Below are 25,195 nucleotides of genomic sequence, written 5' to 3' on the forward strand. Positions count from 1 at the left end.
CGTTCCCATCCCGAACACGGCCGTTAAGACCTGGAGGGCCGATGATACTGCTCCTCACAGGAGTGGAAAAGTAGGTCGCTGCGACGTTAAATCCCAAACGGGCCACCCTCCGAGGTGGCCCGTTTTCGCGTACCGGGACGCGGATCCGCGGCTGATTTATCTGTCACGGCGGATACACTGGAAGTTCCGCGTGGAGGAACTGATGAGCAAAGGTGTTTACACCTTCGGGGGGAACCGTAACGAAGGGAGCGCCGCCATGCGCAACCTTCTCGGAGGCAAGGGCTGCAATCTGGCGGAAATGGCCGGGCTGGGCATTCCGGTGCCTCCGGGCTTCACGCTCACCACGGAGCAGTGCAACGCCTACTACACGAACGGCCGCCAGCTCGCCGAAGGGCTCAAGGCCGAGGTCTTGGAGGCCCTGAAGTGGCTCGAGGGCGTGCGTGGCTGCGGCTTCGGCTCCACCGAGAATCCCCTGCTGCTCTCCGTGCGCTCCGGCGCCCGCGTCTCCATGCCCGGCATGATGGACACGGTGCTCAACCTGGGCCTCAACGACCGGACCGTACTGGCCCTGGAGAAGGCCAGCGGCAATCCCCGCTTCGCCTGGGATTCCTACCGCCGCTTCATCACGATGTACAGCAACGTGGTGCTGGGCGTGGAGCACGCGCTCTTCGAGGCGGAACTGGAGCGCGCGAAGGAGCGGCTCCACAAGCACCAGGACACGGAGCTCGGCGCCGAGGACTGGAAGGCCCTCGTGGCCGCCTTCAAGGAGATCGTGAAGGAGGAAACCGGCCAGGCCTTCCCCCAGGAGCCCATGGATCAGCTCTGGGGCGCCATCCGCGCCGTCTTCGAGAGCTGGAACACGGCGCGGGCCATCACCTACCGGCGCCTGAACCGCATCCCCGATGACTGGGGCACGGGCGTGAACGTGCAGAGCATGGTCTTCGGCAACATGGGCGACGACTGCGGCACCGGCGTGGCCTTCACGCGTGATCCTGCCACGGGCGAGAAACTGTTCTACGGCGAGTACCTCATCAACGCCCAGGGCGAGGACGTGGTGGCGGGCATCCGCACGCCCCAGCCCATCACGCGCGCCCAAGCCGAGGGTACGGGCCTGAAGAGCCTGGAGGAGGCCATGCCCGCGGCCTTCGCGGAGCTGGACGCCACCTGCAAGCGCCTCGAGACCCACTTCAAGGACATGCAGGACATCGAGTTCACCATCGAGCGCGGAAAGCTCTACCTGCTGCAGACCCGCAACGGCAAGCGCACAGCCATGGCCGGCATCCGCATCGCCATCGACCTGGTGGACGAGGGCCTCATCGACAGCCGCACGGCCCTGAAGCGCATCGATGCGGACAGCCTCTCCCAGCTGCTGGCGCCAGTCTTCGACCCCAAGGAGAAGGAGCGCCTGCGCAAGGAAGGGCAGCTGCTGACCAAGGGCCTGAACGCCGGCCCCGGCGCGGCCACGGGCCGCATCGCCCTGACCGCCGAACAGGCGGAGCAGATGGCCCAGGAAGGGCCCGTGGTGCTCGTGCGCGTGGAGACGAGCCCGGAGGACATCTCCGGCATGGTGGCCTCCCAGGGCATCCTCACGGCCCGCGGCGGCATGACCAGCCATGCGGCGGTGGTGGCCCGCGGCATGGGCAAGCCCTGCGTCTGCGGCGCCTCTGCCGTGCAGATCGATCTCGCGAAGGGCGTGGTGAAGGTCGGCGAGCATGAGCTGAAGGCCGGCCAGGACTGGATTTCCATGGACGGCTCCACCGGCGAGGTGTTCGCCGGGAAGCTGAGCGCCCACCCCTCGGAAGTGAACCAGGTGCTGGTGGACGGCCGCCTGAAGGCGGAAGACAGTGAGCTCTATCAGCGGTTCGCCAAGATCATGGCCTGGAGCCACGAGGCCAAGCGCATGAAGGTGCGCACCAACGCCGACACGCCCCACGACGCGGCCGTCGCCCGGGCCTTCGGCGCCCAGGGCATCGGCCTCTGCCGCACGGAGCACATGTTCTTCGAGGGCGACCGCATCCTCGCCGTCCGCGAGATGATCCTCGCCACGGACACCGAGGGCCGCAAGAAGGCCCTGGCCAAGCTCCTGCCCATGCAGCGCGAGGACTTCGAAGGCATCTTCAAGGCCATGGACGGGCTGCCCGTGAACATCCGCCTGCTGGACCCGCCCCTCCACGAGTTCCTGCCCCAGGATGAGGCGGGCCAGCGCGAGATGGCCGAGGTGCTGGGCGTGGACCTCGGCACCGTGGAGCGCCGCGTGGCGCAGCTCCACGAGTTCAACCCCATGATGGGCCACCGGGGCTGCCGCCTGGGCATCACCTTCCCCGAGATCATCCGCATGCAGGTCCGCGCCATCGCCGAGGCGGCCCTGAACGTGGCGGTCAAGGGCGTCAAGGCCGTGCCCGAGGTCATGGTGCCCCTCATCGGCACGGTGCGGGAGCTGGCCTACACCAAGACCGAGATGCTGGACGAGATCGCCCAGGTGAACCAGGAGCGCGGCACCCAGTTCGCCTGCCCCATGGGCACCATGATCGAGATCCCGCGGGCGGCCATCACGTCCGACAAGATCGCCGTGGAGGCGGAGTTCTTCAGCTTCGGCACCAACGACCTCACCCAGATGGGCTTCGGCTTCAGCCGTGACGACGCGGGCACCTTCCTGCCCGAGTACGTGGGCAAGAAGCTGCTGGAGGACGACCCCTTCCAGAGCCTGGACCAGGAGGGCATTGGCGAGCTGGTGCGCATCTCCTGCGAGAAGGGCCGCGCGGCGCGTCCCGGCATCAAGCTGGGCGTCTGCGGCGAGCACGGGGGCGATCCCCGCAGCGTGGCCTTCTTCCACCGCGTGGGGCTCGACTACGTGAGCTGCAGCCCCTATCGCGTGCCCATCGCCACTCTGGCGGCGGCCCAGGCGGCCCTGGATTGATTCAGACGAACGCCACGGACTGCGTGGCGGACGTCACGATGTAGCACCGTTCATTGTTCGAGCGCGGGTCGGCCGGGAGCAGGAAGAAGCCCGGCCGGCCCGGCTGGTAGCCCTGCGTGGTGCCCACCAGCACCTCCCCGTCCTTGAAGGTGACCTTCATCTTCCGGCCGGGGGCCGGGCCGTTGGGGGGGAAATCATTGGTCTTCTGGTGCTCGGGATCGCCCTGGAGGGTCCGGACGAAATACAGGGCCTTGAGCTCCGGGATCTTCACCTCCAGGGGTTTCGATCCATTCACCGACACGTGGAAGAGTTCCTTGTTGGGGAAGAAGTCGTTGGTCTCGCCCTTCAAGGTCGATCCGTCCAGGTATCGCGCCACCACTTGGTTCATGGGAGTCTCCGGGCCATCCGGGCCGGCGGGCGCGGCATACGCCCGCGTATGGATTTTGGTGCCTTTAAATTACAAGCGGACGGCTTCTGGTGCAAGTCCCTGTCCTCTGGTTGATCGCGGGGCCGTCCGGTGGGTGCCCCCAGGCCAGAAAGGGCGAGTCTGGGCCGGGGCTCCGGCACGATAGAATCGCCCTTTTGAGCGGATCATGGCCAAGACTTCCACCAAGGCGTCCTCAGATCAGCCCGAGATCATCTATTCGATGATGCGGGTCAGCAAGATCTACAACAACAAGCCCGTCATCAAGGACATCTCCCTCAGCTACTTCTACGGCGCCAAGATCGGCGTCCTGGGCCTCAACGGCTCCGGCAAGAGCACGGTCCTGCGGATCATGGCCGGCGTGGACCACGACTTCAATGGCGAGGCCGTGCTGAGCAAGGGCTACACCACGGGCATCCTCGACCAGGAACCCCAGCTGGACGAGGCCAAGACCGTCCGCGAGATCGTGGAGGAGGGCGCCGCCGAGAAGGTGCAGTGGCTGAAGGACTACAACGCCATCAGCGACCAGTTCGCCGATCCCGACGTGGACATGGACACGCTGCTGGCCAAGCAGGCGGAGCTGCAGGAGAAGATCGACGCCCACGACTGCTGGGATCTCGATTCGCGGCTGGAGCAGGCCATGGACGCCCTGCGCTGCCCGGATCCCGAGACGAAGATCGGCGTGCTCTCCGGCGGCGAGCGCCGCCGCGTGGCCCTCTGCCGCCTGCTGCTCCAGGAGCCCGACATCCTGCTGCTGGACGAGCCCACCAACCACCTGGATGCCGAGACCGTGGCCTGGCTGGAGAAGCACCTGCAGGACTACAAGGGTACGGTCATCGCCGTCACCCACGACCGCTACTTCCTCGACCATGTCGCCGAGTGGATCCTCGAGCTGGACCGCGGCGAGGGCATCCCCTGGAAGGGCAACTACTCCAGCTGGCTGGAGCAGAAGCAGGGCCGCCTGGCCCGGGAGGAGAAGTCCGACCAGAAGCGGCAGAAGACCCTCGAGCGCGAGCTGGAGTGGATCCGCATGTCGCCCAAGGGCCAGCACACCAAGAGCAAGGCCCGCATCGCCAACTACGAGCGACTGGCCGGCGAAGAAGGGCGCCAGAAGGAGCAGGAGCTGGAGATCTACATCCCCAGCGGCCCGCGCCTGGGCGACCTCGTGGCGGAGCTGGAAGGCGTCACCAAGGCCTACGGCGATCGCGTCCTCTTCGAGAACCTGAGCTTCGCCATCCCCCGCGGCGGCATCCTGGGCGTCATCGGCCCCAACGGCGCCGGCAAATCCACGCTGCTGCGCCTGCTCACGGGCCAGGAGACGCCGGACGCGGGCACCATCAAGCTCGGCGAGACCGTGCGCATGGCCTACGTGGACCAGCTCCGCGCCGGCCTCAATCCCGACAAGAGCGTGTTCGAGGCCGTCTCGGGCGGCTACGAGCAGATCGAGCTGGGCGGCAAGCTCATCAATGCCCGGGCCTGGCTGAGCCGCTTCGGCTTCTCCGGCGACTCCCAGCAGAAGAAGGTCGCTGAGCTGAGCGGCGGCCAGCAGAACCGCCTGAACCTGGCGCTCACGCTCAAGAGCGAGTCCAACCTGCTCTTCTTCGACGAGCCTACGAACGATCTCGATGTCAACACCATGCGGGCGCTGGAGGAGGCCATCGAGAGCTTCGCGGGCAGCGCCGTGGTGGTGAGCCACGACCGCTGGTTCCTGGACCGCCTGGCCACGCACATCCTGGCCTTCGAGGGCGACTCCCAGGTGCAGTTCTTCGACGGGAACTACACCGAGTACGAGCAGTACCGGAAGGACGTGCTGGGCCTCAAGCCCTTCGATCCCCACCGCATCAAGTACCGGAAGCTCACGCGATGAAGACCGAAGCCTCTCCGGTTCCCGCCTTCGCCACCGCCGCCGCGGGCCTGCTCCTGGGCGTGCCCGGCCTCTGGCTCGGCCTCGGCATGGGCGCCATCGCGCTCTGGACCTTCGGCGCCGCCGCCCTGCTTCTGGGCCTGCCCTCCCTGGTGGTGGGGCAGCGCATCCGGGAGGGCTTCGGCAACCGTGGCCTCGAGCGGGAGCGGCAGACCCTCCGCATGGCCAGCCACCTCCTGCGCCTCCTGGCCCTGGGTGCCATCCTCACCGCCGCCGCGGCCCTCATGGGCGAGCGCAGGCCCCAGGCGGGTTCCGCTCCGCTGGCCCTGGCGGGCGCGGCCCTGGCCGTCCTGGCACCCCTCTGGTGGGCCCGGCGGGCCCAGTCGGGGCTCCATCCCAGCCTGGCCTCGGACGCCTCCCGGGTCGGCACGCTGCTGGAGCTGGGCGGCCTGCTCCTGGCGGGGGCCCTGCTCGACCGGTGGTTCCCCTGGGCCGATGCGGCCGCCGGGGCGGCCATGGGCCTGCGCCTGTTCGTGGTGGGGCAGGCACTGGCCCGGGGCACGACCCTGTCTGCCGCCGCCTCCTGCGGCGGCTGCGGAAGCTGCGGCTGCAGCTAGGCGGATGCGCGTCCTCGAGCTGTTCTCGGGCCTGGGTGGCTGGCGCCTGGCCCTCGGGGACCGGGGCCGCGTGGTGGCGGCCTACGATGTGAGCGAGGCCGCCAACGCCACCTATGCGCTGAACCACGGAGATCAACCGAAGGCCCGCGAACTGGCCACGATCCCCCCGGCGGAGCTGGCGGCCCATGGCGCGGACGCCTGGCTGCTGAGCCCGCCCTGCCAGCCCTTCTGTCGCATGGGGAACCGCCATGGCCTGGAGGATCGCCGCTGCCGGGCCTTCCGCCACCTCATGGACCTGTTCCTCCAGGCGCCGCCGGAGCGGCTGGTGTTGGAGAACGTGGCCGGCTTCCTGGGCTCGGACGCCCACGAACTGCTGTCGGACCGCCTGCGCGCCCACGGCCTGCACCGCCTGGACCTGGAGGCCTGCCCCAGCCGCTTCGGCCTGCCCAACCAGCGGCCCCGCGTCTTCATCGTGGCCTCGCGGAAGCTCCTGGCAGGTCGGCCACGGCCGGACCTGCCTCCGCGGCCCCTGGGGGACTTCCTGGATGCCGAGGAGGACGAAAGCCTCTACCTGCGCCCGGAGGTGCTGGCCCGCCACCGCCACGGCATGGACTTCGTGACGCCGGAGGACCGCCGCAGTACCTGCTTCATCGGCGGCTATGGCCAGCGCTTCGTGGGCAGCGGCTCCTTCCTGAAGACGCAGCGCGGCGTGCGCCGATTCTCGCCCGCGGAGGTGGCGCGGCTGCTGGGCCTGCCCGAACGGTTCCGCTTTCCCGCGGAGCTGTCGCTTGAGGCCCGCTACCGCCTGCTGGGCAATGGCCTCTCCATCCCCGTGGCCGCCTGGGCCCTGGATCATCTGTAGACTCTGTCCATGCGCCTGCTGCTTTCCGCCTTCACGCCGGAACTGGGTCCCCTGGCCGGGGATCCACCCCCAGGCTGGGAGACGGCCACGGTGGGCATCGGAGCCGTGACCGCCGCCGTAACCACCGCGCGCCTGCTGGCGGAGCGGCGGCCCGAGGCGGTGCTCTTCCTGGGCACCTGCGGGCGCTACGACGGGCGGCTGGCCCTGTTCGAGTGCCTGTGGGCCTCCGAGGCCATCGCCGTCTCCCCTGAAGAGCGCCGGGGCGGCGCCTACCGGCCCGGCCTCGAGCGCATCCGCTGGGCCTCCACGCTTCCCGGACCCCTGCCGCCGCAGGCCGTGGCCGTGCCGCCCGCCATCACGAAGACGGCCGAAGGTGCGGCCCTGCTGGCCCCCCTGGCCCCGGCCGAGCACCTGGAGCTCACGGGCGTCTTCGCGGCCTGCCACGCGGCGGGCGTGCCCTGCGGCGGGGCGCTGGTCGTCGTCAACGACGTGGGACCGGAAGCCCCGGTCCAGTGGAAGGCCAACCACGCGGAGGGCAGCCAGCGGCTGGTGGAGGCCCTCAGGGCATCGGGCTTCTTCGAAGGCGTGTGAGCATCGCCGCGCCATCGCCGGTCTCCACGCGCCAGCCCTCCGCCACGGCGGAGATCCGCACCCCTGCGCTGGGCCCCGTGATCCAGGCCGCTGCTCCAGCCCGGCTCAAAGTCTCCAGCGTCTCCGGGTGGGGGTGCTCGAAGCGGTTGCGCAGGCCCGCGGGGATGATGGCCACCTCCGGCCTCAGCGCCGCCATCCACGCGGAATCCGTGGCATTGCGGCTGCCGTGGTGTCCCACCTTCAGGAGGCGATGGGGCTCCGTCTCCCGGCTGGCGCCGGGATCGCCCAGATCCAGCAGGTCCCGCTCCTGGATGGCCAGGGCGTCGCCCATGAGCCACAGCTCCCGGTCCCGCCAGGTCACGCGCAGCACCGTGGACACCATGTTGGCGTCCGGCAGGGCATAGGCCCGGGCGGGCCACCGCACGCTGAAGGCGGCCCCGCCGCGGGTCCAGGCATCGCCGCGCAGCAGTCCCGCGGGGTCGGCGCCCGCGGGACGGAAGGCCTCCCACGGATCCTCGTCGTCCGAGGTGACCGGCACCGAGGTCGAGGCCAGCGGCCAGATCCGCGCCAGGGTGGCCCAGCCGCCGGCGTGATCTCCATGCGCGTGGGTGAGCACCAGGTGCACCGGTTCCCGCACCCCGCGCCGGCTCAGCACGCGGGCGAGGCGCCGGCCGGTCCAGGGGCTCGGCCCGGTATCGATCAGGGTGGCGTCGCCTCCCGGCACGCGCAGGAGCAGGCCATCGCCCTGGCCCACGTCCACGGCCTCCAGGGTCAGGGTGCCCGGAGCCCGCCCGATGCCGCGGGAGGCCAGGAGCCCCAGGGAGGCGGCCACCAGGCCCACGGTCAGGGTCCGGGTGCGCCGCAGCATCCCCTGCAGGTGGGCCAGGGCCAGCCAGCCCAGCGCCAGGAGGAGCCAGGGCCAGAGCCACCCCGTGGCCAGGGGCGCGATGCCGGTGAGGGCGGGTACGAGCCGGTCGCCCATCCAGGTGAGCAACGCCGCCGCGGCTTGGGTGGGGCCGGGCAGGGGCAGCAGGATCAGCAGGAGGCAGAGGGGCGTGAGGAAGGCCACCAGGGGCAGCACCAGCAGGTTGGCCAGGATGCCCCACCAGGGGGCGCCGCCGTGCAGCAGGGCCAGCAGGGGCATGGTGGACAGCCACGGGGCCGCCAGCCTGGCGAAGGGCAGGGCGAGGCGGCCCAGCAGGGGCGACAGCAGGCCCGCCAGGGGCTCCGCGCCCCAGAGCAGGCCCAGCAGGGCCCACCAGGCCAGCAGGAAGCCCGGCTCCGCGCCCGCCGCCGGGTGGGTCAGCAGCCAGAGCAGCAGGGCCAGGTGCAATCCCGCCACCGGCGGCAGCTTCCACCCGCTGGAGCGCCCGATGGCCCAGGCCACGCCCATGAAGAGGCCCCGCCACACCGGCGCGGAGAAGCCCACCAGGCCTGAGTAGAGCAGGCCCGCCGCGATGGCGCCCGCGGCGGCTCCCCGCAGGCGCAGCCGGCGCAGGAGGGCCTCCACCGCCGCCATCACCAGGGTCACCTGGAGGCCGGACACCACCAGGATGTGGAGGGTGCCGCTCTCGGCGAAGACGCTGAAGTGGGCCTCGTCCGCGGGCGGGATGCCCAGGGCCAGGGCGCCCCACAGATCCTTGGCGGTGGGTCCCAGGGGCAGGGCCTCGAAGCGCGCCCGGGCGAAGGCCTGGAGGCGCAGGAGAAGTGAGGGCGCGGGGGGACCCGTGGCCTCCATCAGCTGGGCCGAGGCGAGGTGGATGCGCCGGGGCGCCTCGTCGCTGCGGGCCCGCCAGAGGGGCCGCTCCGCGAGGAAGACCGGCGCGGGCTGGATGGGCCGAAGCTCGGCGCGCAGGCGCACGGGGGTGCCCGGGGCCGGCGGGGCCAGGTCGCCCTCGGCCGGCACGGTGAGGGGCAGGGCCAGGCCCTTCAGGGAATCCGGGGCGGATACCTCCAGCCGGCTCCGCAGGCGCTCGCCCTGGAGGGTCCAGGGGGCGTCGATGCGGCCTTCGAGGGCCTGGAAGCCCGCGGGCAGGGCCACCTCCCAGCGGGCCTTCCGGGCCAGGCCCAGGAAGGTGAGGCCCGCCAGGCCCAGGGCCAGGGGCACGACGACCCAGCGGCGGAACCGGACCAGGGGCAGGGTCAGGAGCCAGATGAGGGCGCCCAGGGCCACCCAGCGGCCGGCCACCTGGCCGTCCCAGCGCTCGGGCACCAGCCAGGGCACAGCGCTGGCGGCGGCCAGGGCCCAGGCCAGCGGCCAGAGCGGGGCCCCGGACAGGCGCTGCCACAGGCTGGATCTGGAGAGCATGGCGCCCAGTGTAGCCAGCCTGTCCAAACCTTGACAGGGGCCTCCCCGCCCGGGACCCTGACTGCATGAATCCGGCGCGGGTCCTGCTGGTGGACGACGATCCGACCATCCTCGAGGTGGTGGGAACCCTGCTGTCCCGGCATGGGCACGAGGTGGTGGGCACGGGCTCCGGCCGCCGGGCCGCCCAGTTCCTGCGGAACGAGGCCTTCGACCTGGCCGTGGTGGACCTCATGCTCCCGGACCTGAACGGCCTGGACCTGGCCCGGGAGGCGGTGGCCAGGCCCGATACGGTCGTGGTGGTCCTCTCGGGCTCCACCTCCGTGGAGACGGCCCTCCAGGCCATGCGCATGGGCATCTACGACTACGTGCCCAAGCCCTTCCGCACCGAGGGGCTGGAGCACACGCTGCTGCGGGCCATCGAGAAGGCGCAGCTGAACCAGGAGAACAAGCGCCTCCGCGAGCAGATCCAGGGCCAGGAGCCCGAGCCCCTGATGGTGGGCTGCTCGGATGCCTGGCAGAAGCTCCAGACCCTGCTGCGGCGGGTGGCCCCCTCGCCCTCCACGGTGCTGATCACGGGGCCCTCGGGCACGGGCAAGGAGCTGGCGGCCCGGGCCATCCACCAGTGGAGCCCTCGGTCCCAGGGGCCCTTCATCCCCATCCACTGCGGCGCCATCCCCGAGACCCTGCTGGAGGATGAGCTCTTCGGCCACGTGCGGGGCGCCTACACCGATGCCCGCACGGACCGGCCCGGCCGCTTCCAACAGGCCGAGGGCGGCACCCTGTTCCTGGACGAGGTCGGCACCATGCCCCTCAGCCTCCAGGTGAAGCTGCTGCGGGTGATCCAGGAGCGGGAGTTCACGCCGCTGGGATCGGCCCGCACCCTGAAGGCCGACTTCCGCCTGGTGGCTGCCACCAACGAGGACCTGGGCGGCCTCGTGGAGCAGAAGCGGTTCCGGGAGGACCTGTTCTACCGGCTGAACGTGATCCCCGTGCAGATCCACCCCCTGCGTGAGCATCCCCAGGACATCCCCGTGCTGGTGGCCCACTTCCTGCGCAAGTTCGCCCGGGAGCTGCACCTGCCCCTCAAGCAGGTGGAGCCCGCCGCTCTGCAGGCCATGGAGGCCCATGCCTGGCCCGGCAATGTGCGCGAGCTGGAGAATGCGGTGGAGCGGGCCATGGCCCTCGGCTCCGACCCCGAGCGGCTGCTGCACCAGGACCTCCCCGCCTCCGTGGCGGGCCTCCTACCCTCCCCGGCCTTCCCGCGGCTCCCTCCGAACCAGGAGCTGGGGCGGTTCCTGGAGGACCTGGAGCGCCACCTGATCGAGGAGGCCCTCCAGGCCACGGGCTGGAACAAGAGCGAATCGGCCCGCCGCCTCGGCATGCGCCGGACCACCCTGCTGCACCGCCTCCGGGCCCTGGGCATCCCCCTGGATCCGGGGGACGCGGAAACCGCTCATCCCGTGGAGGCGCCTGATGCGTGATTCCCTGGTGGTCCTCCTGCTCTCCTGCCTGCCTCTGGCCGCCTGGTCCCCCAGGGTCCACGAGGCCCAGACGGCCAAGGCCATCCGCCTGCTGCCCAAGGGCATGGCCGCCCTGCTGCGGGCCCATCCCCAGGCGCTGCTGGAGGGGGCCCGGGGCGTGGCCAACGACCAGCCGCCCACGGTGGAGCAGGTGGAGGCGCAGTTCCGCACCGTCCTCCGCCTCAGCGACGAGCACCGGCGCCCCGAGGAGATCGTGCGCGACCTGGGCGTGCTGGCCCACCAGGTGCAGCTGCTCACGGATCCCTCCGCCAGCGACGGGCTGAGCCCCCTCCGCGAGAGCTTCGAAGCCTACGCGGACCAGAACCTGAGCCACCTGCTGGTGACCCAGGAGGCCTACTGGGCCGCCACAGGGGGCCTGGACCCGGGACCGGCCCTGCGCCGCCTCCTGGCGGTCAAGCAGGAGCGGAACCGCCGGCTCCGGGACCACTTCGACGAGGACACGGGCCGCCGCATCGGCCCCTGGGACGACCTCTCGGTTCCCTTCGCCCAGCTCCAGCTGGCTTTTTCCAATGGCGTCCACGCCACGGCGAACCTCTGGATCCTGGCCTGGCGGGCCGCCGGGGACCAGTGGGAACTCCCGCAGGAGCGATGAATTCCGCCACCGGCGAGGCTAGGCGAAACCACGCGCATCGGATATCTTTCCAAGCATCCCCTCTGGAGAAGTCATGGGCACCTATACCCGCCTCGGGTCCTACCTCCTGGCCTCCGAACTGGCCAGCGATCCCTTCGGTTCGATCCACCGGGCCGTGGTGATCGCCGGGAGCAACTTCGACCGGCACATGCTGGTCCGCACCTTCTCGGAGGAGGTGAACCAGGCGGGCCTGGGGGCGCATCTGGCGGAGGCGGGCCGCGTGGTGTCCCTCCTGGGCGGCGCCCGCACCTTCGGCCAGGGCTACCGGCTGGAGAGCGGCAAGACCCCCCACGTGGCCTGGGATTACGTGCCCGGCCGCAGCCTGGCCCAGCTCATCGACAAGGCCAAGCAGGAGCAGATCCCCTTCGGCGTGGACCATGCGCTGACGGTCATCCAGGGCGTGGCCCAGGGCATCGTCCAGATGCAGGCCAAGGGCGCCGCCCACGGCGTGCTGAGCCCCCACAGCGTGTGGGTGAGCTTCGAGGGGGCCGCCCAGGTGGTGGACGCGCCCTTCGCCGCCCTCGCCAAGGGCGCGCTGGCCCGGACCCCCACGGTGAAGCGCAAGCTCGCCCCCTACCTCCAGGGCCCCGAGAACGATGCCCTCCAGCAGGACCTCTTCGCCCTGGGCGCCGTGCTCTACGAGCTGCTCACCTTCGAGAAGCTGCCTGTCGGCGGCGACCTCCAGGCCACCCTGGACCAGGCCACCCTCAAGGCCGCCCAGGAGGATTCGCCCCTGCCGGCGGAGATCCGCGCCTTCCTCGGCCGCCTGCTGCTGGGCCGCCAGGCCTTCCCCACGGTGGAGGCCTTCAGCACCGAGCTCGAGCGCGTCCTCTACGACGGCGAGTACAGCCCCACCACCTTCAACATGGCCTTCTTCATGCACACCCTGTTCCGGGAGGAGAACGACCGGGACGCCGCGGCCATGAAAGCCGAGCAGGGCGACAACTTCCTGGCCTACACCGCCGCCGGCGAGAGCCTGCGCAGCGGCGCCACGCGCGTGGAGCACATCGACGGCCACGCCGAGGAGCAGGCCAGCCAGAAGAACAAGACCGTCCTCATCGGCGGCGGCCTCGCCGCCGTGGTGATCCTGGGCCTGGGCTACATGTTCTTCGGGCGCCCCAAGGTGGATCCGGCAATCCAGGCCCAGCTGGTGGAGTTCCAGCGGATCAAGGCCGAGATGGAGGCCCAGAAGGCCGACCTGGACGCCAAGGCCCGGGCCGAGGCCGAGAAGACCGCCCAGCTCCAGAAGCAGCTCAGCGAGACCAAGTCCGCCGAGGAGAAGGCCAAGCTCCAGAAGCAGCTCGAGGAGAACCAGCAGCGTAAGCAGGACCTCGAGCGGCAGCAGAAGGCCGCGGAGCAGCGGATGGCCGAGCAGAGGGCCGCTGAGCAGCGGCTGGCGGAGCAGAAGAAGGCCGCCGAGACCAAGGTGGCCGCGGCCCCGCCCGCGCCCGAGGCGCCCAAGCCCCAGCCCATGCAGGAGGCCCCGCGCCCGGCGGCCGTGCCCACCCCCACGTCCGTGCCCACGCCCCAGAGCGCAGCCCAGCAGGCGGCCTCCCAGGTCAACGACCAGCCCGCCCGCGTGGTGAGCCAGGTCGTGCCGATCTTCCCCCTCCGCGCCGTCCAGATGCGCTGGGAGACGAACCTGGACCACTTCGTGCGCCTGAAGGTGTTCGTCGGCGAGCAGGGCCAGCCCCTGAAGGTGTCCGTGGTGGAGGGCGTCTCCGGGGCCTTCGGCTTCGACGAGGCGGCCATCGACGCCGCGAACAAGTCCACCTTCAGCCCCGCCATCCGCGACGGCAGGCCCGTGCGCGGTTGGACCCCCGAGATCATCTACAAGTTCCCCAAGCGGAGATAGAGCTCCGGGAATTCACGAAACGGGCCCCTCGGGGCCCGTTTCACGTCAGGGACTGGGCCGCCTCGTTGGCCAGGCGGTCCACCCGCTCGTTCTCCGTGTGGCCCGCGTGGCCCTTCACCCAGCGGGCCTCCACGTGGTGCCGCGAGAGCTGCGCGTCCAGGGCCTGCCAGAGATCCGCGTTGAGCACGGGCTTGCCGTCGGCCTTCTTCCAGCCCCGCCGCTTCCAGTCCTTCAGCCAGGTGGTGATGCCCTTCACCACGTACTGGCTGTCGCTCTGGAGCAGCACCTGGCAGGGCTTCGTGAGGGCCTCCAGGCCGCGGATGGCCGCCGTCAGCTCCATGCGGTTGTTGGTGGTGTCCGCCTCGGGCCCTGAGCCTTCCTTCTCCTGGATGCCGGAGGCGAGATGCACCCGCAGCAGGTACCCCCAGCCGCCCGGACCGGGGTTCCCGAGACATGCGCCATCGCAGTAGAGCTCGATCTTCATCCCACCAGAGTAGGGGATGAGGCCGCCACCTGTGCCACGGCCTTGCGGAGCAGCTCCACGCCCAGGTCCAGATCCTCCGGCCGGAGGTTCATGGCGGGGCGGAAGCGCAGGCCCTTGAAGCCCGTGGAGAGGATCATCATGCCCAGCTCGTGGCCCTTGGCCACCACGGCATTGCGCAGCTCCGGCGTGGCGATGTCCAGGGCGCAGAAGAGGCCGCGGCCGCGGGGGTTCGCGGTGAACTCGGGGAAGTCGCGGTGGATCTCCTGCAGGCCCTTGAGCAGGCGCTCGCCCTGCTTCACGCCGTGCTCCAGCAGGTTCTCCTCGCGGATGACGTCGATGATGCGCGTGCCGCGCACCATGTCCACCAGGTTGCCGCCCCAGGTGCTGTTGATGCGGCTGGGCACCTTGAAGACGCCTTCCACTTCATCGAGCCGCTTGCCCGCGGCGATGCCGCAGGTCTGGGCCTTCTTGCCGAAGGCGATGATGTCGGGCTGCACGTCGAACCACTGGTGGGCCCACCACTTGCCGGTGGCGCCGAAGCCCGTTTGCACTTCGTCGAAGATCAGCAGGAAATCATGACGATCCGCGAGGACGCGGAGCTTCTTCAGGAACTCGCCGCGGAAGTGGTTGTCGCCGCCCTCGCCCTGGATGGGCTCGACGATGAGGCAGGCGATGTCATCGGGATTCTGGGCCACGGCGGCCTCGATGGCCGCGATGGACTCTGCTTCCGCCGCCTCGATCTGGGCCAGGTCCATGGGGAAGGTGAGCTTGGGGTTCGGCACCCGGGGCCAGGGGAACTTGGGGAAGTACTGGTGCTTGCGGGGGTCGGCGGTGTTGGTGAGGCTCAGGGTGTAGCCGCTTCGGCCGTGGAAGGCCTCGCGGAAGTGGATGACCTGCGAGCCCTTCTCGCCCTTGCCCGCCGCCAGGTTCTTGCGGACCTTCCAGTCGAAGGCCGCCTTCAGGGCGTTCTCCACCGCCAGGGCGCCACCGTCGATCCAGAACAGGTGGGGCAGGTAGTCCGGCGCCGCGTAGGTGCCGAAGGCCTCCACCCACTCCGCGAAGGCCGTAGTGTAGATGTCCGAGTTGGCGGGCTTGTTGACCGCGATCTCGCCCAGGTGCCGGACGAACTCCGGCTCCCGCAGGCGGGGGTGGTTGTGGCCCAGGGGGGTCGTGGCAAAGAAAGTGTAGAAATCCAGATATTTGCGTCCGTCCCGGGCATCCACGATCCAGGATCCGTGGGATTTCTCCAGGTCCATCACCAGATGGAACCCGTCCACCAGCATGTGGCGGCCCAGGGTGTCGAAGACGGCGTTCGGATCAACGTGCAGGCTGGTCATGGCGGCCCTCAGGGATGTCGTATTCAATGTATGGTTGGGTCTGGAGCGGAGAGAGGCACGCATGATTCCCTGGATATCGGTTCAGGAAGCGCCATTGGATGCCATGGCTTTACGAACTGTCATGGAGGATCCCCACGCGGGCGCGCTGGTCCTCTTCGAGGGCCGGGCCCGGGATCACCACGAAGGCCGCCCCGTGCTGGAGCTGGCCTACGAGGCCTACGCGCCCATGGCCGAGAAGGAGCTGGGCCTCCTGCGCGAGAAGGCCATCGAGCGCTATGGCCTCACCCGCTGCGCCGTCCACCACCGCATCGGCGTCGTGCCCCTCACCGAGGCCGCCGTCATCGTGGCCACCAGCAGCGCCCACCGCGCCGAGAGCTTCCAGGCCGCCGCCTGGATCATGGACGAGATCAAGCAGCGCGTGCCCATCTGGAAGCGCGAGCGCTACAAGGACGGGTCCGAGAGCTGGGTGGAGTGCACCCACAGATTCCAGATGTAGTGGCAGGGCGCAAACCGCTGCGCGGTTTGCGCATACGCGCGAGTGCAGCCCGCGCGCCTCGATGGGCAGGATCTCAAGGATTGATTTTCGCTTAATTTTCGTTACATTGGGATCCCCCAGGAGGTCCCGGTGCTGGCGATGTGGGTTCCCGAACTGCCGTTCCAGCTGGCCTGCGGGCGGGACGGCACGCTGCGGGACCGGCCCCTGGCCTTCCTGAGCCCCGAGAGCCCCCGCTCGCCGGTACTCTGGTTCGCGAACCGCCTGGGCCGGGCCGAGGGCCTGGCGCCCGGCCTGCCCCTGGACCAGGCCCTGCGGCGGGCGCCAGGCCTGCGGGTGCTGGATCCCTCGCCCCAGGTCTGGTGGGAGGCCCAGGCGGACCTGGGGGACTTCCTCCAGCACTGGACGCCCCAGGGCCAGCTGGGCCGCCTGGGCGAGGCCCTGGTGGAGCTCCAGGGCACCCAGCGGCTCTTCGGCCCCCTGGCGGACACCGCCGAGCGCATCCGCCGCGAGCTGGCCCAGCGCCGCGGTTGGGCCAGCCATGGGGGCCTGTCCCTCAGCGCCACCGCCGCCCAGCTGGCCGCCCGGGCCGAGCACGAGCTGGAGCGGGTGGGGGAGGGGGCCGAGGCCGACTTCCTGGCCCCCCAGCCCCTGCGCCGCCTGCCGGATCTGGCCCCGCGCCTGCACGACCGCTTCCACCGCCTGGGCCTGCGGGCCTTCGGCGACCTCCAGCCCGTGCCCCTGCCGGTGCTGGCGGAACTGACCAACCCCAAGCTGGCGCCGGACCTGCGGGCCCGGGTGCGGGGCGAGGACCGGCCGAAGCTGCCCCTGCTCACGGAGCGCCCCGGCCACGCCCGCCACGGCTGGCGCCTCCAGCCCCCCCGCCTGCCGGAGGAGGTGGCCCTGGCCACCCGCTGCCTGGACTGGCTCTGGTCCGACCCCCGCCACCCCCGCACGCTGACCCTGCGCTGGTGGGACGTGGACGGCGAACCCCACACCTGGCGGGCCGCCCCCGAGGACCTCACGGCGCCGCCCCTCGTCCTGGCCCGCCGCCTCCAGCAGGCCTTCCTGGCCCTGGCCACCCGCCGCCTCCTGGTGCGCGAGGTGGAGCTGCGCCTGGCCTGGGGCCTGGGCCGCGAGCGGGGCCTCTTCGAGGACCCCCGGAACGCCAAGCTCGAACGCCTCGAACCCGCCCTCGCCCGCCTCCGCCGCCGCTTCCCCGACCGCGCCGTCCTGCCGGGGTGGATGGGGCGGGGGGTCTCGTGTTGACAGGGAGATTAATTGTTCTACATTTATTGGAGCCGGGATGATCTTTCACTGGGACGATGAAAACCGGGCCCACATCGCTCGGCACGGCGTCTCCGAAGCCCAGGCGGAGGCGGCTTTCCAGGCTGGGGATGCCACGGTCTTTCCCGATGCCGCCCGGCTGAATCGATGGGTGCTGGAGGCCGCCGTGGAAGATCGGACGCTCAAGGTGGCTTTCGCCAGAGTCTTCCCCGAGGGCTTCCGGATCATCACCGCGCATTGGATGAGCCCCAAACGCAGGAGAACGCCATGACTTCCAAGAAAGCCAAGCGCATGTCCATGGCCGAGTTCGAGAAGGTCTCCGAACCTGGTGAACCCCTGGAAACCCTGCGGGCCCGCCAGGAGGCCGATGCCGCTTGGGCAGAACGGGCCTTCCAGGGCAGGGAGGTGTTGGGGACGCCTATCCGCATCCGCCGGGGAAGGCCAAAGGCCGGGGATGCCGCCGCCCCCACTGTGGTGAAGGCCATCCGGCTGCCCGAGGCCCTCCTGGAACAGCTCCAGACCAGGGCCAAGGCCGAAGGCCTCTCTCTGAACGCGCTCCTCCAGGTGGCCGCTGTCGAATACCTCATGCATCACCGGGGGGCCTGAGGCCTCCTCTCTCACAAAAGATCTCCACAAGATGTCCTTTCGTCTCGTGTATCGGCTTCGCCGATACCGAGAGGGACACGAAGGGGAAACAAGAACACGAATCGCTCTTGGTGCCTTTCTTCGTGTCCTTCGTGGAGATCCTTTCTCCTCTGGTATGCCCCCCCATGTTCGCCCTCGGCATCTCCGATTTCTCCATAGGTGAAGGCGTCTACCCGGCCAGGCAGCTGCTGGAGCTGGCGCGGCGCCTGGGCTACCGCGACCTGGTCTGCTGGGACCGGGGGGTGGCGGGCTACCCGAAGCTGCGGGGGGAGCTGGAATGGATCCACGAGGCCCGGCGCCTGGAGGGCCTGCCGCCGGATCCGCGCTGGGAGGGCTTCCGCCTGCACCTGGGCAGCCGCTTCACCTGGCGGGGCCACGGTTACGGGGCGCTGCCCTTCAGTGACGATGGCTACGCCGCCCTGAACCGCCTGCTCTCGGCCCAGGCCCACGAGGGGACGTCGGAGATCCCGGGCCTCGGCGCCCCCGAACCGCCCCGGGACTGCGTGCTGCTGGCCGACGACCTCGCGGGCCTGGACGCGCTCCTGCGCGAGGGCCTCTACGGCGCCCTGCTGGCCCATCCCCGGCGCGCCCAGGAGGCGCGGAAGGCCCTGGCGGCGGGCCTGGAGGTGGTGGCGCCCCAGGTGCTGCGCTTCCGCACGGCCGAGGGCCTGGAGATGCACCGGCTCAAGCGGGCCATCGAGGCACAGGCCACGCTCATCCGGACGGAAGCCCTGTGGCAGCCCGCCGAGGCCGCCGTGCCCCGGGCCGACTGGGAATCGCGCTTCCCCTTCTGCGAACCCGCCGTGGCGCGGGCCACGGCCGCCGTGCTGGAGCGCATCTCGGGGTGGCGGATCCATTGGGGGAGCTGGGAGGTGTCGAAGCCCCTGGGCCGGGAAGCCGAGGACCTCGAAACCCTCCTGCGGACGCGGGTGCGGTCCGGCGTGGCGGAGAAGTACGCCCGCGCTTCGGCCGACCTGCGCGACCGGGCCCTCCTGCGCATGGAGCGGGAGCTGGACCTCATCACCGCCATGGGATTCACCCGCTACTTCCTGCTGGTCCAGGACATCGTGCAGGCCCTGAGGCACAAGGGCCTGCCCACCCGCATCTGCGGACGGGGCAGCGGGGCGGCCTCCCTGGTGGGCTACGCCCTGGACCTCAGCAACGTGGACCCCGTGGCCACGAACCTCATGTTCGAGCGCTTCCTCACGCCGGAGCGCAAGGACCCCCCGGACATGGACATCGACTTCGCCTGGGACGAGCGCGACGCCGTCATCCAGGCCGTCTTCGAGCGCTACGGCCGCGACCGCGTGGCCATGGTGGCCAACCACGCCTTCTTCAAGGCCAAGGGCGCCCTGCGGGCCGTGGCCCAGGCCCACGGGCGGCCCGACAGCGAGCTCAAGCAGCTGGCCCGCTACGTGCGCGGCTGGGAAGGGGGCCTCCCCCGCGCGGCCGAGAACCCCGCCTGGGACACGATCCTGCGCCAGGCGGCGGCGCTGAGGGGGCACTTCCACCAGTTCTCCGTGCATCCCGGCGGCACCGTCGTGACGCCCGGGCCCTTCTGGGAGCACGCCGCCTTCCAGCCCGCGCCCGCCAAGGAGGGCGTCTCCACCACCACCTGGGACAAGGACGGCGTGGAGAACTACGGCCTGGTGAAGATCGACCTGCTGGGGAACCGCAGCCTGGCCGTCATCCGCGACGCCTACGCGGTGCTGGGTGACGCCGTGCCGGCGGACCCCGGCTCACATTCCCGCGGCGATGCCGCCACCCAGGCCCTGCTGGCCCGGGGTGACAGCATCGGCGTCTTCTACGTGGAGAGCCCGGCCACGCGCCAGCTCCAGCAGCGGGTGCGGAAGGGCGACTTCGAGACGCTGGTGATCCACTCCAGCCTCATCCGCCCCGCGGCCTACCGCTGGGTGGACCGCTACGTGAAGCGCAGCCGCGGCGAGGAGGCCTGGGAGCCCAGCGATCCCGTGTTCAACGAGCTGCTCTCCGAGAGCCACGGCGTGCTGGTGTACCAGGAGGACGTCATCAAGGTCTGCGTGGCGCTGGCGGGCTGGAGCCACTACGACGCCGACCAGCTCCGCAAGCTCCTGGGCAAGCCCGACTGCGAGGAGAAGCTGCCCTACTTCGAGGCCCGGTTCCGCGGCGGCTGCGCGGCGCGGGGCGTGCGGCCTTCAACGGTGGACGAGGCCTGGGACATGATCCGCACCTTCACGGGCTACTCCTTCTGCAAGCCGCACTCCGCCAGCTACGCCCAGGTGAGCTTCGAGAGCGCCTGGATCAAGGCCCACCACCCGGCGGTGTTCTTCGCATCGGTGATCACCAACCAGGGCGGCTACTACCCCGCCATCGCCTACCTGGGCGACGCCCGGCGGCACCGCCTGGTGGTGCGCGGGCCCGATGCCAATGCCTCCGCCTGGGCCTTCACCGCCGAGGGCGAGCAGGCCCTGCGGGTGGGCCTCATGCAGGTGCAGGGCGCCCTGGCGAAAGAGGTGGAGGCCCTGCTGGAAAATCGGGAACAGCGTGGCCCCTTCGCGGACCTGGACGACCTGCTGGGCCGGGTGAAGCCCTCCGTCACCACCGCCGAGGCCCTCTGCGCCGCCGGGGCCTTCGACCGCTGGGCGCCGGACGGCGACCGCACGCGCCTCATGTGGGCGCGCCTGGGCGGCGTGCCCGCCGGCGTGCGTCCGCGCCCCACGGACGCCTTCGACCGCGCCGACCTGGAGCTGGCCACCATGGCCCTCACCCTGGAGATCCACCCCGCCGCCCTGGCCCGCGTCCGCAAGGGCGGGGGCCCCGACCGGGTGGCGGATGTGGGCAAGGCTTCACCACGGAGACACGGAGCGCACGGAGGAATCACGGAGGAGACCACAGAGCATCCCTCCGTGATTTCTTCTCAGAGCCCTCCGTGCCTCCGTGGTGGATCTTTCTCCCAAACCCGCCTCCGCTTCTGGGCGCTCGTGGTGGCCGACAAGGAAGTGGCCACCGAGCGGGGCGAGCGCATGCAGTTCGTCACCTTCGAGGACGAGACCGGCCTCTGCGAAGCCGTGGCCTTCCCCCCCGTCCTCAGGCGCCGCCAGCGCCCCTTCCGCGTGGGCGAGGTGGTGTCCATCCGCGGGAAGACCACCCTGCAGGACGGGCTGGCGGTGTTCGAGGTCCAGTGAGCGATGGGCTCAATGAAGGCTGGCGACGGTCTGGATGAAGGCCCCGATGACCTGCTGGGAGGTGGTCCGGAAGGCCACGGTCACCTTGAAGGCCCGGTCCCCGGAGGATAGCCGCAGCTCGTAGGGGGCGATGCCCAGCGCCTTGAAGCGATCCCGCCCCACCTTCCACCGGATGCGGGTGAGGGGTTGGTTCACCTCCACCACCAGCTTCTCCGGCGCCCCCTCCGCGAACTCCACCAACCAGGGCGCCCCCTCCTCCACCGCCACGACCCCGAGCCGGACGAACGTCTCCCCGCCCTCCGTGAAGCACTCGCTGGTGATCTGGACCCCCGGCGCCTTGGCGTGCGTCGAGACCAGCGGGGCGCAAGCGGTGGACAGGAGGATCAGGGCGGCGACGACAGCGGGGTGGGGCCGGTGCATGAGGGAGTTCCTGGATGGAAGCCGGCTGGCTCCGCCTGCACCAAGGCGATGTGCGGAACCGGGGAAACAGGATGTTGGGAGCGCGGGAGGCCATGCCGACGGAGCCCGAATTGAGCGTGGGGTCAGGCACGCTATTCGGATACCTCAGCCACGAGTGCTTCTCCAAGGTAGATCCTGACGGGAAAGGTCAGCCGGCCCGTCAGCGCATATTCGGTGGAAGCATGGGCTCCGGGCGCTAGGAGGAGGACCATCGGGAGCGTGTCATCGGCCAGATTCCGCTCAAAAACTGGGAAGACCTGAAGGCCGTCCTTCCCGACATAGCTCAAAGCCTGAGGCTCGAATTTTCGTACATGGGTCGTTTTATTTTCTAGGGACAGGGTCACCCTCGCCCGGCCCGAGAATTTCCGTTCGCGGTCGAAAAGCTTGTACCCGTTGAGTTCCGTAACCTGGATGGAGATCCCGTCGTACACAAAGGCGTGCGTGGGAAGCTCCTTGGCGGAGCATTTCACCACATCGTTGGCGCGTACAGGCAAGGCCAGGAGCGCGATCACAAGGGCACTAAGGATTCGATTTTTGAGGTGCATGGCGACTCCTTGAAGTGGGACGGATGAATGAAGAAAACCGACCTATCCTCCGCCAAGGAACATGCAGAGTCGAGGGCGCGGGCGGTTGAGAGAGAGGGGAGGGGAGTGCAGACGGGGTCCGAGTTGAGCTAGAGGTTAGGCCAAGGGGCGAACTCAAGCAGGAGGCGTTATTCGTTTCTTGATTGCTGCCGGAAATTCGTAAATCACCTTCAACAGCATTTCAGTGAATGAAAGTAGTTCTTCAGCATCTATACGAGTCATTACGGTGATTTCGTGATTAGCTTCATTCGCTTTGGTTCGAATATGGTCGACCCAGCCCTTGGCGTCCGGCGGGATGTAATTATTCTCAGAAAGGTGCTCGACGTATTTAATGAATTTATCGCCAGGTGCTGCACCTTTTTCAACAGCTATATGCATCAATATTTTTCTGCAGCAGAGCACCGAGGCCGTGTAGCATGACGCGGACATCGTATTTCTGGCTTCATCGAATAAATCGCGCAATGACTGTTCTGGAATTCCATCGACGGATTGTCCAAATGGCTTGCCTGGGTACTGACGATCGTCTGGATCAATAAAAGTCGGACGTGTGCATTGATGACAAATGAAAATCGAGGCAGTTGGCCGATTGTTGCCAGGGTTAACCCCGTACCACCCTTTATCGGGCGCAACCGAGGCTCCACAGAAACTGCACTCATATTGCTTTGCCGGTATGTTGCTGAGGTTCTGCCAAGCGATTTTCAAGGATGGAGGAAAAGAAGAGGACATGGACGCTCCAAATGAGGCCTAACGAAGGAAGCTAACCGGCCCCGCCTGCACCGAAGCACTGAGCGAAGCCGAGGAAGCGGGAAGCTGAGAGAGAGCGGAACGCAATGCAGGCGGGGTCCGAATTGAGCGGAGGGTTAGCTGCGTGCGACACCTTTAACCAAATTCTGACCGACCACCTGGAGGTTTTCGATAAGAATACGTACATCGCTCTCGGTGATGACCACTTTTCGCCCTATTAGAGAAGGATGAGTCCCCGTCCTGGACGCGTAATCATCATCAATGACTCCCATTTTGTGTGCCAACAAGTGCCGCTTTTGGAATTGCTCACAGACGAAGGACCACTGGGCTGTGTTTAAGCCCAGTGAGATGTCGATTCCATTTTCACGGAGCAACTTTTCTTTTGTAGCCGCAATATTCTGGAATGAGAGTTTGCCGGGCAGGTTTAGGCAATGCTCCCTCCCAAACCCATCGAATGAGGAAATAACGTCTTCTAGCGCGTTCTCGACGAGCTTCGATTTGATCTCATCGGCCGAAATTTTGGCGAGATCAAGGACCTTCAAAGCTAGATCAAAGTTCGCATTCAGGATCTGGAATGAGTTGTGGACGCCGCAATCTGGACAGAATCCAAATGCTCCGTATATCGCGTATTCAAGGGTGCAAGAAGAACAGGTCAGTCGCTCCTCTAGCTCAGATTCTGTGTAATAGGCAATTGGAGTTGGTTGCCCCTTCACAGTTATTCCGATTGAGATGAAAGCATTCGGATCTGGCCTTCTCTCCATTCGTTTCATTTGTTGTAGGAGATCGCCGGAGATCTGATTGAGGACCACTGATCTCGCATATTCGAGTTGCTGTTTCGTCCAGAACACATTCTGAAGACCGACATGATTGCAGTACGGGCAATGACATTCTGAAGCAGAGGGAAGGCCAGTCCCGAATTTGATTTTGAAATATTTCTCGCATGTTGGACATTCTCTGCCCGTGTAGCCACCTTCATCTGGTGCAATTTTCACCGGAATCTCCATGGTTACTCCTTAGCAGCTAACGAATGAAGCTAACCGGCCCCGCCTGCACCGAGGCGCTGAACGGAGCCGAGGAAGCGTGTGGTTGAGAGAGAGCGGAAGGCAATACAGGCGGAATCCGAGTTGAGCGCAGGGTTAGGGCGATGGTTCGACGAAAATCAGAAAGGGATGTCTTCATCAAAAGTCCCTTCTTCATTTTTAGGACTATCTTTTGTGGCAAGAATGTAAGATTCAATTAGAAAAAGGTTCAAGCTGGCTGTGAGGTTAATTGCTAGGTTGGCGTACCGTTTGGGAACATCTTGGATGGTCTCGCCTTGACCATGACCTCCGAGGCGGTTACGGAGAAATGCAACACTCATTAGAACACTTTCACCAAACGCGGCATCAAAATTGGCAATTGATATTGGAGAGATGACATTTTTTGAATAATTACGAATAAGAGTAGAGGCATTTCCTTCGGTGCTGCTCAGAATGGTTTTAAGTACGCTTTCAAATGATTTGCATGCATTAACAATAGCCCCCTTTGTGTCACCAGAAGAAAGATTATTTCTTGCCTCATTAAATTCATTCAATGCTCCATCAAATCCTTCTGCTTTTAAAAGTTCATATGACTTGGCAATTAGATTTAATTCTATGAAGGTGGAATCAACTTGGAAAAATTGACCTCCACTTAACCTCCAAGGAGAAGATTCGACTTCGAACGCCAAATTGATTTCATTTTGAAAATTCAGCATACGTTCTTCGGGTAGTTGTGTAAAGAAAAACTCAATAGCATCAAGAACTTTTGAAGGATAGGTTCCGAAGATGAATCCTTTTAGATCAACTTTACAAATTTGACCGTTCTCATCTCGAGCTTCAAGTTCGTCAACTCCATATCTACGCCTTAACTCGGCTTCTGTTTCTATAATTGCGCTGGTTTGACTACTCCAGCTTGAATAGTCGTCGCGCGTTTCAAAATCAAAGTCGAATTTTTCGATAATTCCACCCAAACGCTTTCTCAGACGGTTTGGCAGGCTGAGCACTAGCCGCTTTTCAATCAAGGCCGTCTTATGGGTTCCTCGCTGAATTGGGTGGGTAGGACCTCAGCGGACTGGTAAGGCTGGGACCATGGGTGGATGGACGCGAATGCCCTTTTCACCATGGCGCTGGGTTTGACCTCCCCTTGGGAGGTGAAAGATCTGGTGTTTACCGCCGAGTCACGGCGACTGGACATCCGGATCGACTTCCCACGGGGGGCCTCGTTCCCGTGTCCGGAGTGCGGCGAATCCTCGAAGGTCCACGACACCGAGGAGAAGTCCTGGCGGCACCTAGACTTCTTCCAGCACTCGGCCTATCTGACGGCGCGGGTGCCGCGCTGCCGCTGCGACCAGCACGGGGTGAAGCAGGT

At 67.6% G+C, this 25,195-nt stretch carries 23 protein-coding genes and 1 rRNA gene; 15 read left to right on the plus strand and 9 right to left on the minus strand.

The genetic code is table 11. The features are described 5' to 3' along the window. Together rrf and ppdK are read left to right on the plus strand one after the other, a co-directional pair. Window positions 1–87 (plus strand): 5S ribosomal RNA (gene rrf / locus G398_RS22165); the annotation flags it as partial. A 115-nt stretch (window positions 88–202) separates the two neighbouring features. After that, window positions 203–2,917, plus strand: coding sequence for a pyruvate, phosphate dikinase (gene ppdK, locus G398_RS0109785; protein WP_026853464.1), 2,715 nt, complete (start codon window positions 203–205; stop codon window positions 2,915–2,917). Between the two features lies 1 nt (window position 2,918). On the opposite strand, the gene G398_RS0109790 is transcribed toward ppdK, so the two are convergent. Further along, entirely contained in the window at window positions 2,919–3,305 is a 387-nt protein-coding gene (locus tag G398_RS0109790; RefSeq protein WP_026853465.1) for a DUF6982 domain-containing protein, read from the minus strand. Window positions 3,306–3,510: 205 nt separating this feature from the next. Here G398_RS0109790 and ettA point away from each other — a divergent pair, with 205 nt between their 5' ends. From ettA to G398_RS0109810, 4 genes are read left to right on the plus strand one after another with little or no spacing between them, the layout of a single operon-like run. Further along, window positions 3,511–5,208, plus strand: coding sequence for an energy-dependent translational throttle protein EttA (ettA, locus tag G398_RS0109795; protein WP_026853466.1), 1,698 nt, complete (start codon window positions 3,511–3,513; stop codon window positions 5,206–5,208). Next, window positions 5,205–5,822: a hypothetical protein gene (locus tag G398_RS21085; RefSeq protein WP_026853467.1), complete on the plus strand. Its 618-nt coding sequence runs from the start codon at window positions 5,205–5,207 to the stop codon at window positions 5,820–5,822. The genes ettA and G398_RS21085 overlap by 4 nt, the downstream gene beginning before the upstream one ends. 4 nt (window positions 5,823–5,826) lie before the next feature. Next, on the plus strand, window positions 5,827–6,684 hold the full coding sequence (locus G398_RS17590; RefSeq protein WP_043484688.1) for a DNA cytosine methyltransferase: 858 nt from the start codon (window positions 5,827–5,829) through the stop codon (window positions 6,682–6,684). A 9-nt stretch (window positions 6,685–6,693) separates the two neighbouring features. Next, the gene (locus G398_RS0109810) at window positions 6,694–7,275 is read left to right on the plus strand and encodes a phosphorylase family protein (protein WP_157492363.1); all 582 of its coding nucleotides are present in this window, start codon (window positions 6,694–6,696) and stop codon (window positions 7,273–7,275) included. Here G398_RS0109810 and G398_RS0109815 read toward each other — a convergent pair. Continuing rightward, window positions 7,244–9,583, minus strand: a complete 2,340-nt coding sequence (locus G398_RS0109815; RefSeq protein WP_026853469.1) for a ComEC/Rec2 family competence protein — start codon at window positions 9,581–9,583, stop codon at window positions 7,244–7,246. The two genes, G398_RS0109810 and G398_RS0109815, sit on opposite strands and share 32 nt — an antisense overlap. Before the next feature lie 65 nt (window positions 9,584–9,648). On the opposite strand from G398_RS0109815, the gene G398_RS21970 reads away from it, so the two are divergent. The 3 genes from G398_RS21970 to G398_RS0109830 all read left to right on the plus strand — a co-directional run bounded on the left by G398_RS21970 (window position 9,649) and on the right by G398_RS0109830 (window position 13,610). Continuing rightward, a complete protein-coding gene (locus tag G398_RS21970) occupies window positions 9,649–11,064 on the plus strand; it encodes a sigma-54-dependent transcriptional regulator (RefSeq protein WP_052571789.1) in 1,416 nt (471 codons plus the stop codon). Next, window positions 11,057–11,716 carry a hypothetical protein gene (locus G398_RS0109825; RefSeq protein ID WP_026853470.1) on the plus strand — a complete coding sequence of 220 codons (660 nt, stop codon included), beginning with the start codon at window positions 11,057–11,059 and terminating at the stop codon, window positions 11,714–11,716. Before G398_RS21970 ends, G398_RS0109825 begins: the two co-directional genes overlap by 8 nt. Window positions 11,717–11,789: 73 nt before the next feature. Continuing rightward, on the plus strand, window positions 11,790–13,610 hold the full coding sequence (locus G398_RS0109830) for an energy transducer TonB (protein ID WP_026853471.1): 1,821 nt from the start codon (window positions 11,790–11,792) through the stop codon (window positions 13,608–13,610). 40 nt (window positions 13,611–13,650) lie between these two features. Here the strand turns inward: G398_RS0109830 and rnhA are convergent, their stop codons facing one another. Together rnhA and lat are read right to left on the minus strand one after the other, a co-directional pair. Continuing rightward, window positions 13,651–14,094, minus strand: coding sequence for a ribonuclease HI (gene rnhA, locus G398_RS0109835; RefSeq protein ID WP_026853472.1), 444 nt, complete (start codon window positions 14,092–14,094; stop codon window positions 13,651–13,653). Continuing rightward, entirely contained in the window at window positions 14,091–15,431 is a 1,341-nt protein-coding gene (gene lat, locus G398_RS0109840) for an L-lysine 6-transaminase (protein ID WP_052571790.1), read from the minus strand. Before lat ends, rnhA begins: the two co-directional genes overlap by 4 nt. A gap of 61 nt (window positions 15,432–15,492) precedes the next feature. Between lat and G398_RS0109845 the strand changes: the two genes are divergently transcribed. From G398_RS0109845 to G398_RS17600, 5 genes are all read left to right on the plus strand, one after another. Then, window positions 15,493–15,927, plus strand: a complete 435-nt coding sequence (locus G398_RS0109845) for a molybdenum cofactor biosynthesis protein MoaE (protein ID WP_026853474.1) — start codon at window positions 15,493–15,495, stop codon at window positions 15,925–15,927. A gap of 138 nt (window positions 15,928–16,065) precedes the next feature. Beyond that, window positions 16,066–17,193, plus strand: a complete 1,128-nt coding sequence (locus tag G398_RS21190; protein WP_157492364.1) for a Y-family DNA polymerase — start codon at window positions 16,066–16,068, stop codon at window positions 17,191–17,193. Between the two features lie 37 nt (window positions 17,194–17,230). Next, entirely contained in the window at window positions 17,231–17,482 is a 252-nt protein-coding gene (locus tag G398_RS0109855) for a BrnT family toxin (protein WP_026853476.1), read from the plus strand. Further along, complete coding sequence (locus tag G398_RS0109860) at window positions 17,479–17,817, plus strand: hypothetical protein (RefSeq protein ID WP_026853477.1); 339 nt, start codon at window positions 17,479–17,481, stop codon at window positions 17,815–17,817. Before G398_RS0109855 ends, G398_RS0109860 begins: the two co-directional genes overlap by 4 nt. A gap of 164 nt (window positions 17,818–17,981) precedes the next feature. After that, on the plus strand, window positions 17,982–21,020 hold the full coding sequence (locus G398_RS17600; RefSeq protein WP_052571791.1) for a helix-hairpin-helix domain-containing protein: 3,039 nt from the start codon (window positions 17,982–17,984) through the stop codon (window positions 21,018–21,020). A 9-nt stretch (window positions 21,021–21,029) separates the two neighbouring features. Here G398_RS17600 and G398_RS19700 read toward each other — a convergent pair whose 3' ends face one another. The 5 genes from G398_RS19700 to G398_RS20780 all read right to left on the minus strand — a co-directional run bounded on the left by G398_RS19700 (window position 21,030) and on the right by G398_RS20780 (window position 24,830). Further along, window positions 21,030–21,440, minus strand: a complete 411-nt coding sequence (locus tag G398_RS19700; protein WP_026853478.1) for a hypothetical protein — start codon at window positions 21,438–21,440, stop codon at window positions 21,030–21,032. A gap of 131 nt (window positions 21,441–21,571) precedes the next feature. After that, complete coding sequence (locus tag G398_RS0109875) at window positions 21,572–22,024, minus strand: hypothetical protein (protein ID WP_026853479.1); 453 nt, start codon at window positions 22,022–22,024, stop codon at window positions 21,572–21,574. 153 nt (window positions 22,025–22,177) lie between these two features. After that, window positions 22,178–22,789: a DUF4145 domain-containing protein gene (locus G398_RS20375; protein ID WP_043484691.1), complete on the minus strand. Its 612-nt coding sequence runs from the start codon at window positions 22,787–22,789 to the stop codon at window positions 22,178–22,180. A 134-nt stretch (window positions 22,790–22,923) separates the two neighbouring features. After that, window positions 22,924–23,811 carry a hypothetical protein gene (locus G398_RS20775; RefSeq protein ID WP_157492365.1) on the minus strand — a complete coding sequence of 296 codons (888 nt, stop codon included), beginning with the start codon at window positions 23,809–23,811 and terminating at the stop codon, window positions 22,924–22,926. A 155-nt stretch (window positions 23,812–23,966) separates the two neighbouring features. Beyond that, window positions 23,967–24,830: a DUF7014 domain-containing protein gene (locus G398_RS20780; RefSeq protein WP_157492366.1), complete on the minus strand. Its 864-nt coding sequence runs from the start codon at window positions 24,828–24,830 to the stop codon at window positions 23,967–23,969. 93 nt (window positions 24,831–24,923) lie between these two features. Here G398_RS20780 and G398_RS0109885 point away from each other — a divergent pair. Next, a partial coding sequence (locus tag G398_RS0109885; RefSeq protein ID WP_026853480.1) for a transposase family protein occupies window positions 24,924–25,195 on the plus strand: 272 nt, incomplete at its 3' end.

Origin of the sequence: Geothrix fermentans DSM 14018, from assembly GCF_000428885.1 — a bacterium.
Taxonomy (GTDB): Bacteria; Acidobacteriota; Holophagae; order Holophagales; family Holophagaceae; genus Geothrix; species Geothrix fermentans.

Coding starts and splice junctions, on each gene's coding strand:
- ppdK (WP_026853464.1), top strand. CDS start 203: ATGAGCAAAGGTGTTTACACCTTCGGGGGGAACCGTAACGAAGGGAGC.
- G398_RS0109790 (WP_026853465.1), bottom strand. CDS start 3,305: ATGAACCAAGTGGTGGCGCGATACCTGGACGGATCGACCTTGAAGGGC.
- ettA (WP_026853466.1), top strand. CDS start 3,511: ATGGCCAAGACTTCCACCAAGGCGTCCTCAGATCAGCCCGAGATCATC.
- G398_RS21085 (WP_026853467.1), top strand. CDS start 5,205: ATGAAGACCGAAGCCTCTCCGGTTCCCGCCTTCGCCACCGCCGCCGCG.
- G398_RS17590 (WP_043484688.1), top strand. CDS start 5,827: ATGCGCGTCCTCGAGCTGTTCTCGGGCCTGGGTGGCTGGCGCCTGGCC.
- G398_RS0109810 (WP_157492363.1), top strand. CDS start 6,694: ATGCGCCTGCTGCTTTCCGCCTTCACGCCGGAACTGGGTCCCCTGGCC.
- G398_RS0109815 (WP_026853469.1), bottom strand. CDS start 9,583: ATGCTCTCCAGATCCAGCCTGTGGCAGCGCCTGTCCGGGGCCCCGCTC.
- G398_RS21970 (WP_052571789.1), top strand. CDS start 9,649: ATGAATCCGGCGCGGGTCCTGCTGGTGGACGACGATCCGACCATCCTC.
- G398_RS0109825 (WP_026853470.1), top strand. CDS start 11,057: ATGCGTGATTCCCTGGTGGTCCTCCTGCTCTCCTGCCTGCCTCTGGCC.
- G398_RS0109830 (WP_026853471.1), top strand. CDS start 11,790: ATGGGCACCTATACCCGCCTCGGGTCCTACCTCCTGGCCTCCGAACTG.
- rnhA (WP_026853472.1), bottom strand. CDS start 14,094: ATGAAGATCGAGCTCTACTGCGATGGCGCATGTCTCGGGAACCCCGGT.
- lat (WP_052571790.1), bottom strand. CDS start 15,431: ATGACCAGCCTGCACGTTGATCCGAACGCCGTCTTCGACACCCTGGGC.
- G398_RS0109845 (WP_026853474.1), top strand. CDS start 15,493: ATGATTCCCTGGATATCGGTTCAGGAAGCGCCATTGGATGCCATGGCT.
- G398_RS21190 (WP_157492364.1), top strand. CDS start 16,066: ATGTGGGTTCCCGAACTGCCGTTCCAGCTGGCCTGCGGGCGGGACGGC.
- G398_RS0109855 (WP_026853476.1), top strand. CDS start 17,231: ATGATCTTTCACTGGGACGATGAAAACCGGGCCCACATCGCTCGGCAC.
- G398_RS0109860 (WP_026853477.1), top strand. CDS start 17,479: ATGACTTCCAAGAAAGCCAAGCGCATGTCCATGGCCGAGTTCGAGAAG.
- G398_RS17600 (WP_052571791.1), top strand. CDS start 17,982: ATGTTCGCCCTCGGCATCTCCGATTTCTCCATAGGTGAAGGCGTCTAC.
- G398_RS19700 (WP_026853478.1), bottom strand. CDS start 21,440: ATGCACCGGCCCCACCCCGCTGTCGTCGCCGCCCTGATCCTCCTGTCC.
- G398_RS0109875 (WP_026853479.1), bottom strand. CDS start 22,024: ATGCACCTCAAAAATCGAATCCTTAGTGCCCTTGTGATCGCGCTCCTG.
- G398_RS20375 (WP_043484691.1), bottom strand. CDS start 22,789: ATGTCCTCTTCTTTTCCTCCATCCTTGAAAATCGCTTGGCAGAACCTC.
- G398_RS20775 (WP_157492365.1), bottom strand. CDS start 23,811: ATGGAGATTCCGGTGAAAATTGCACCAGATGAAGGTGGCTACACGGGC.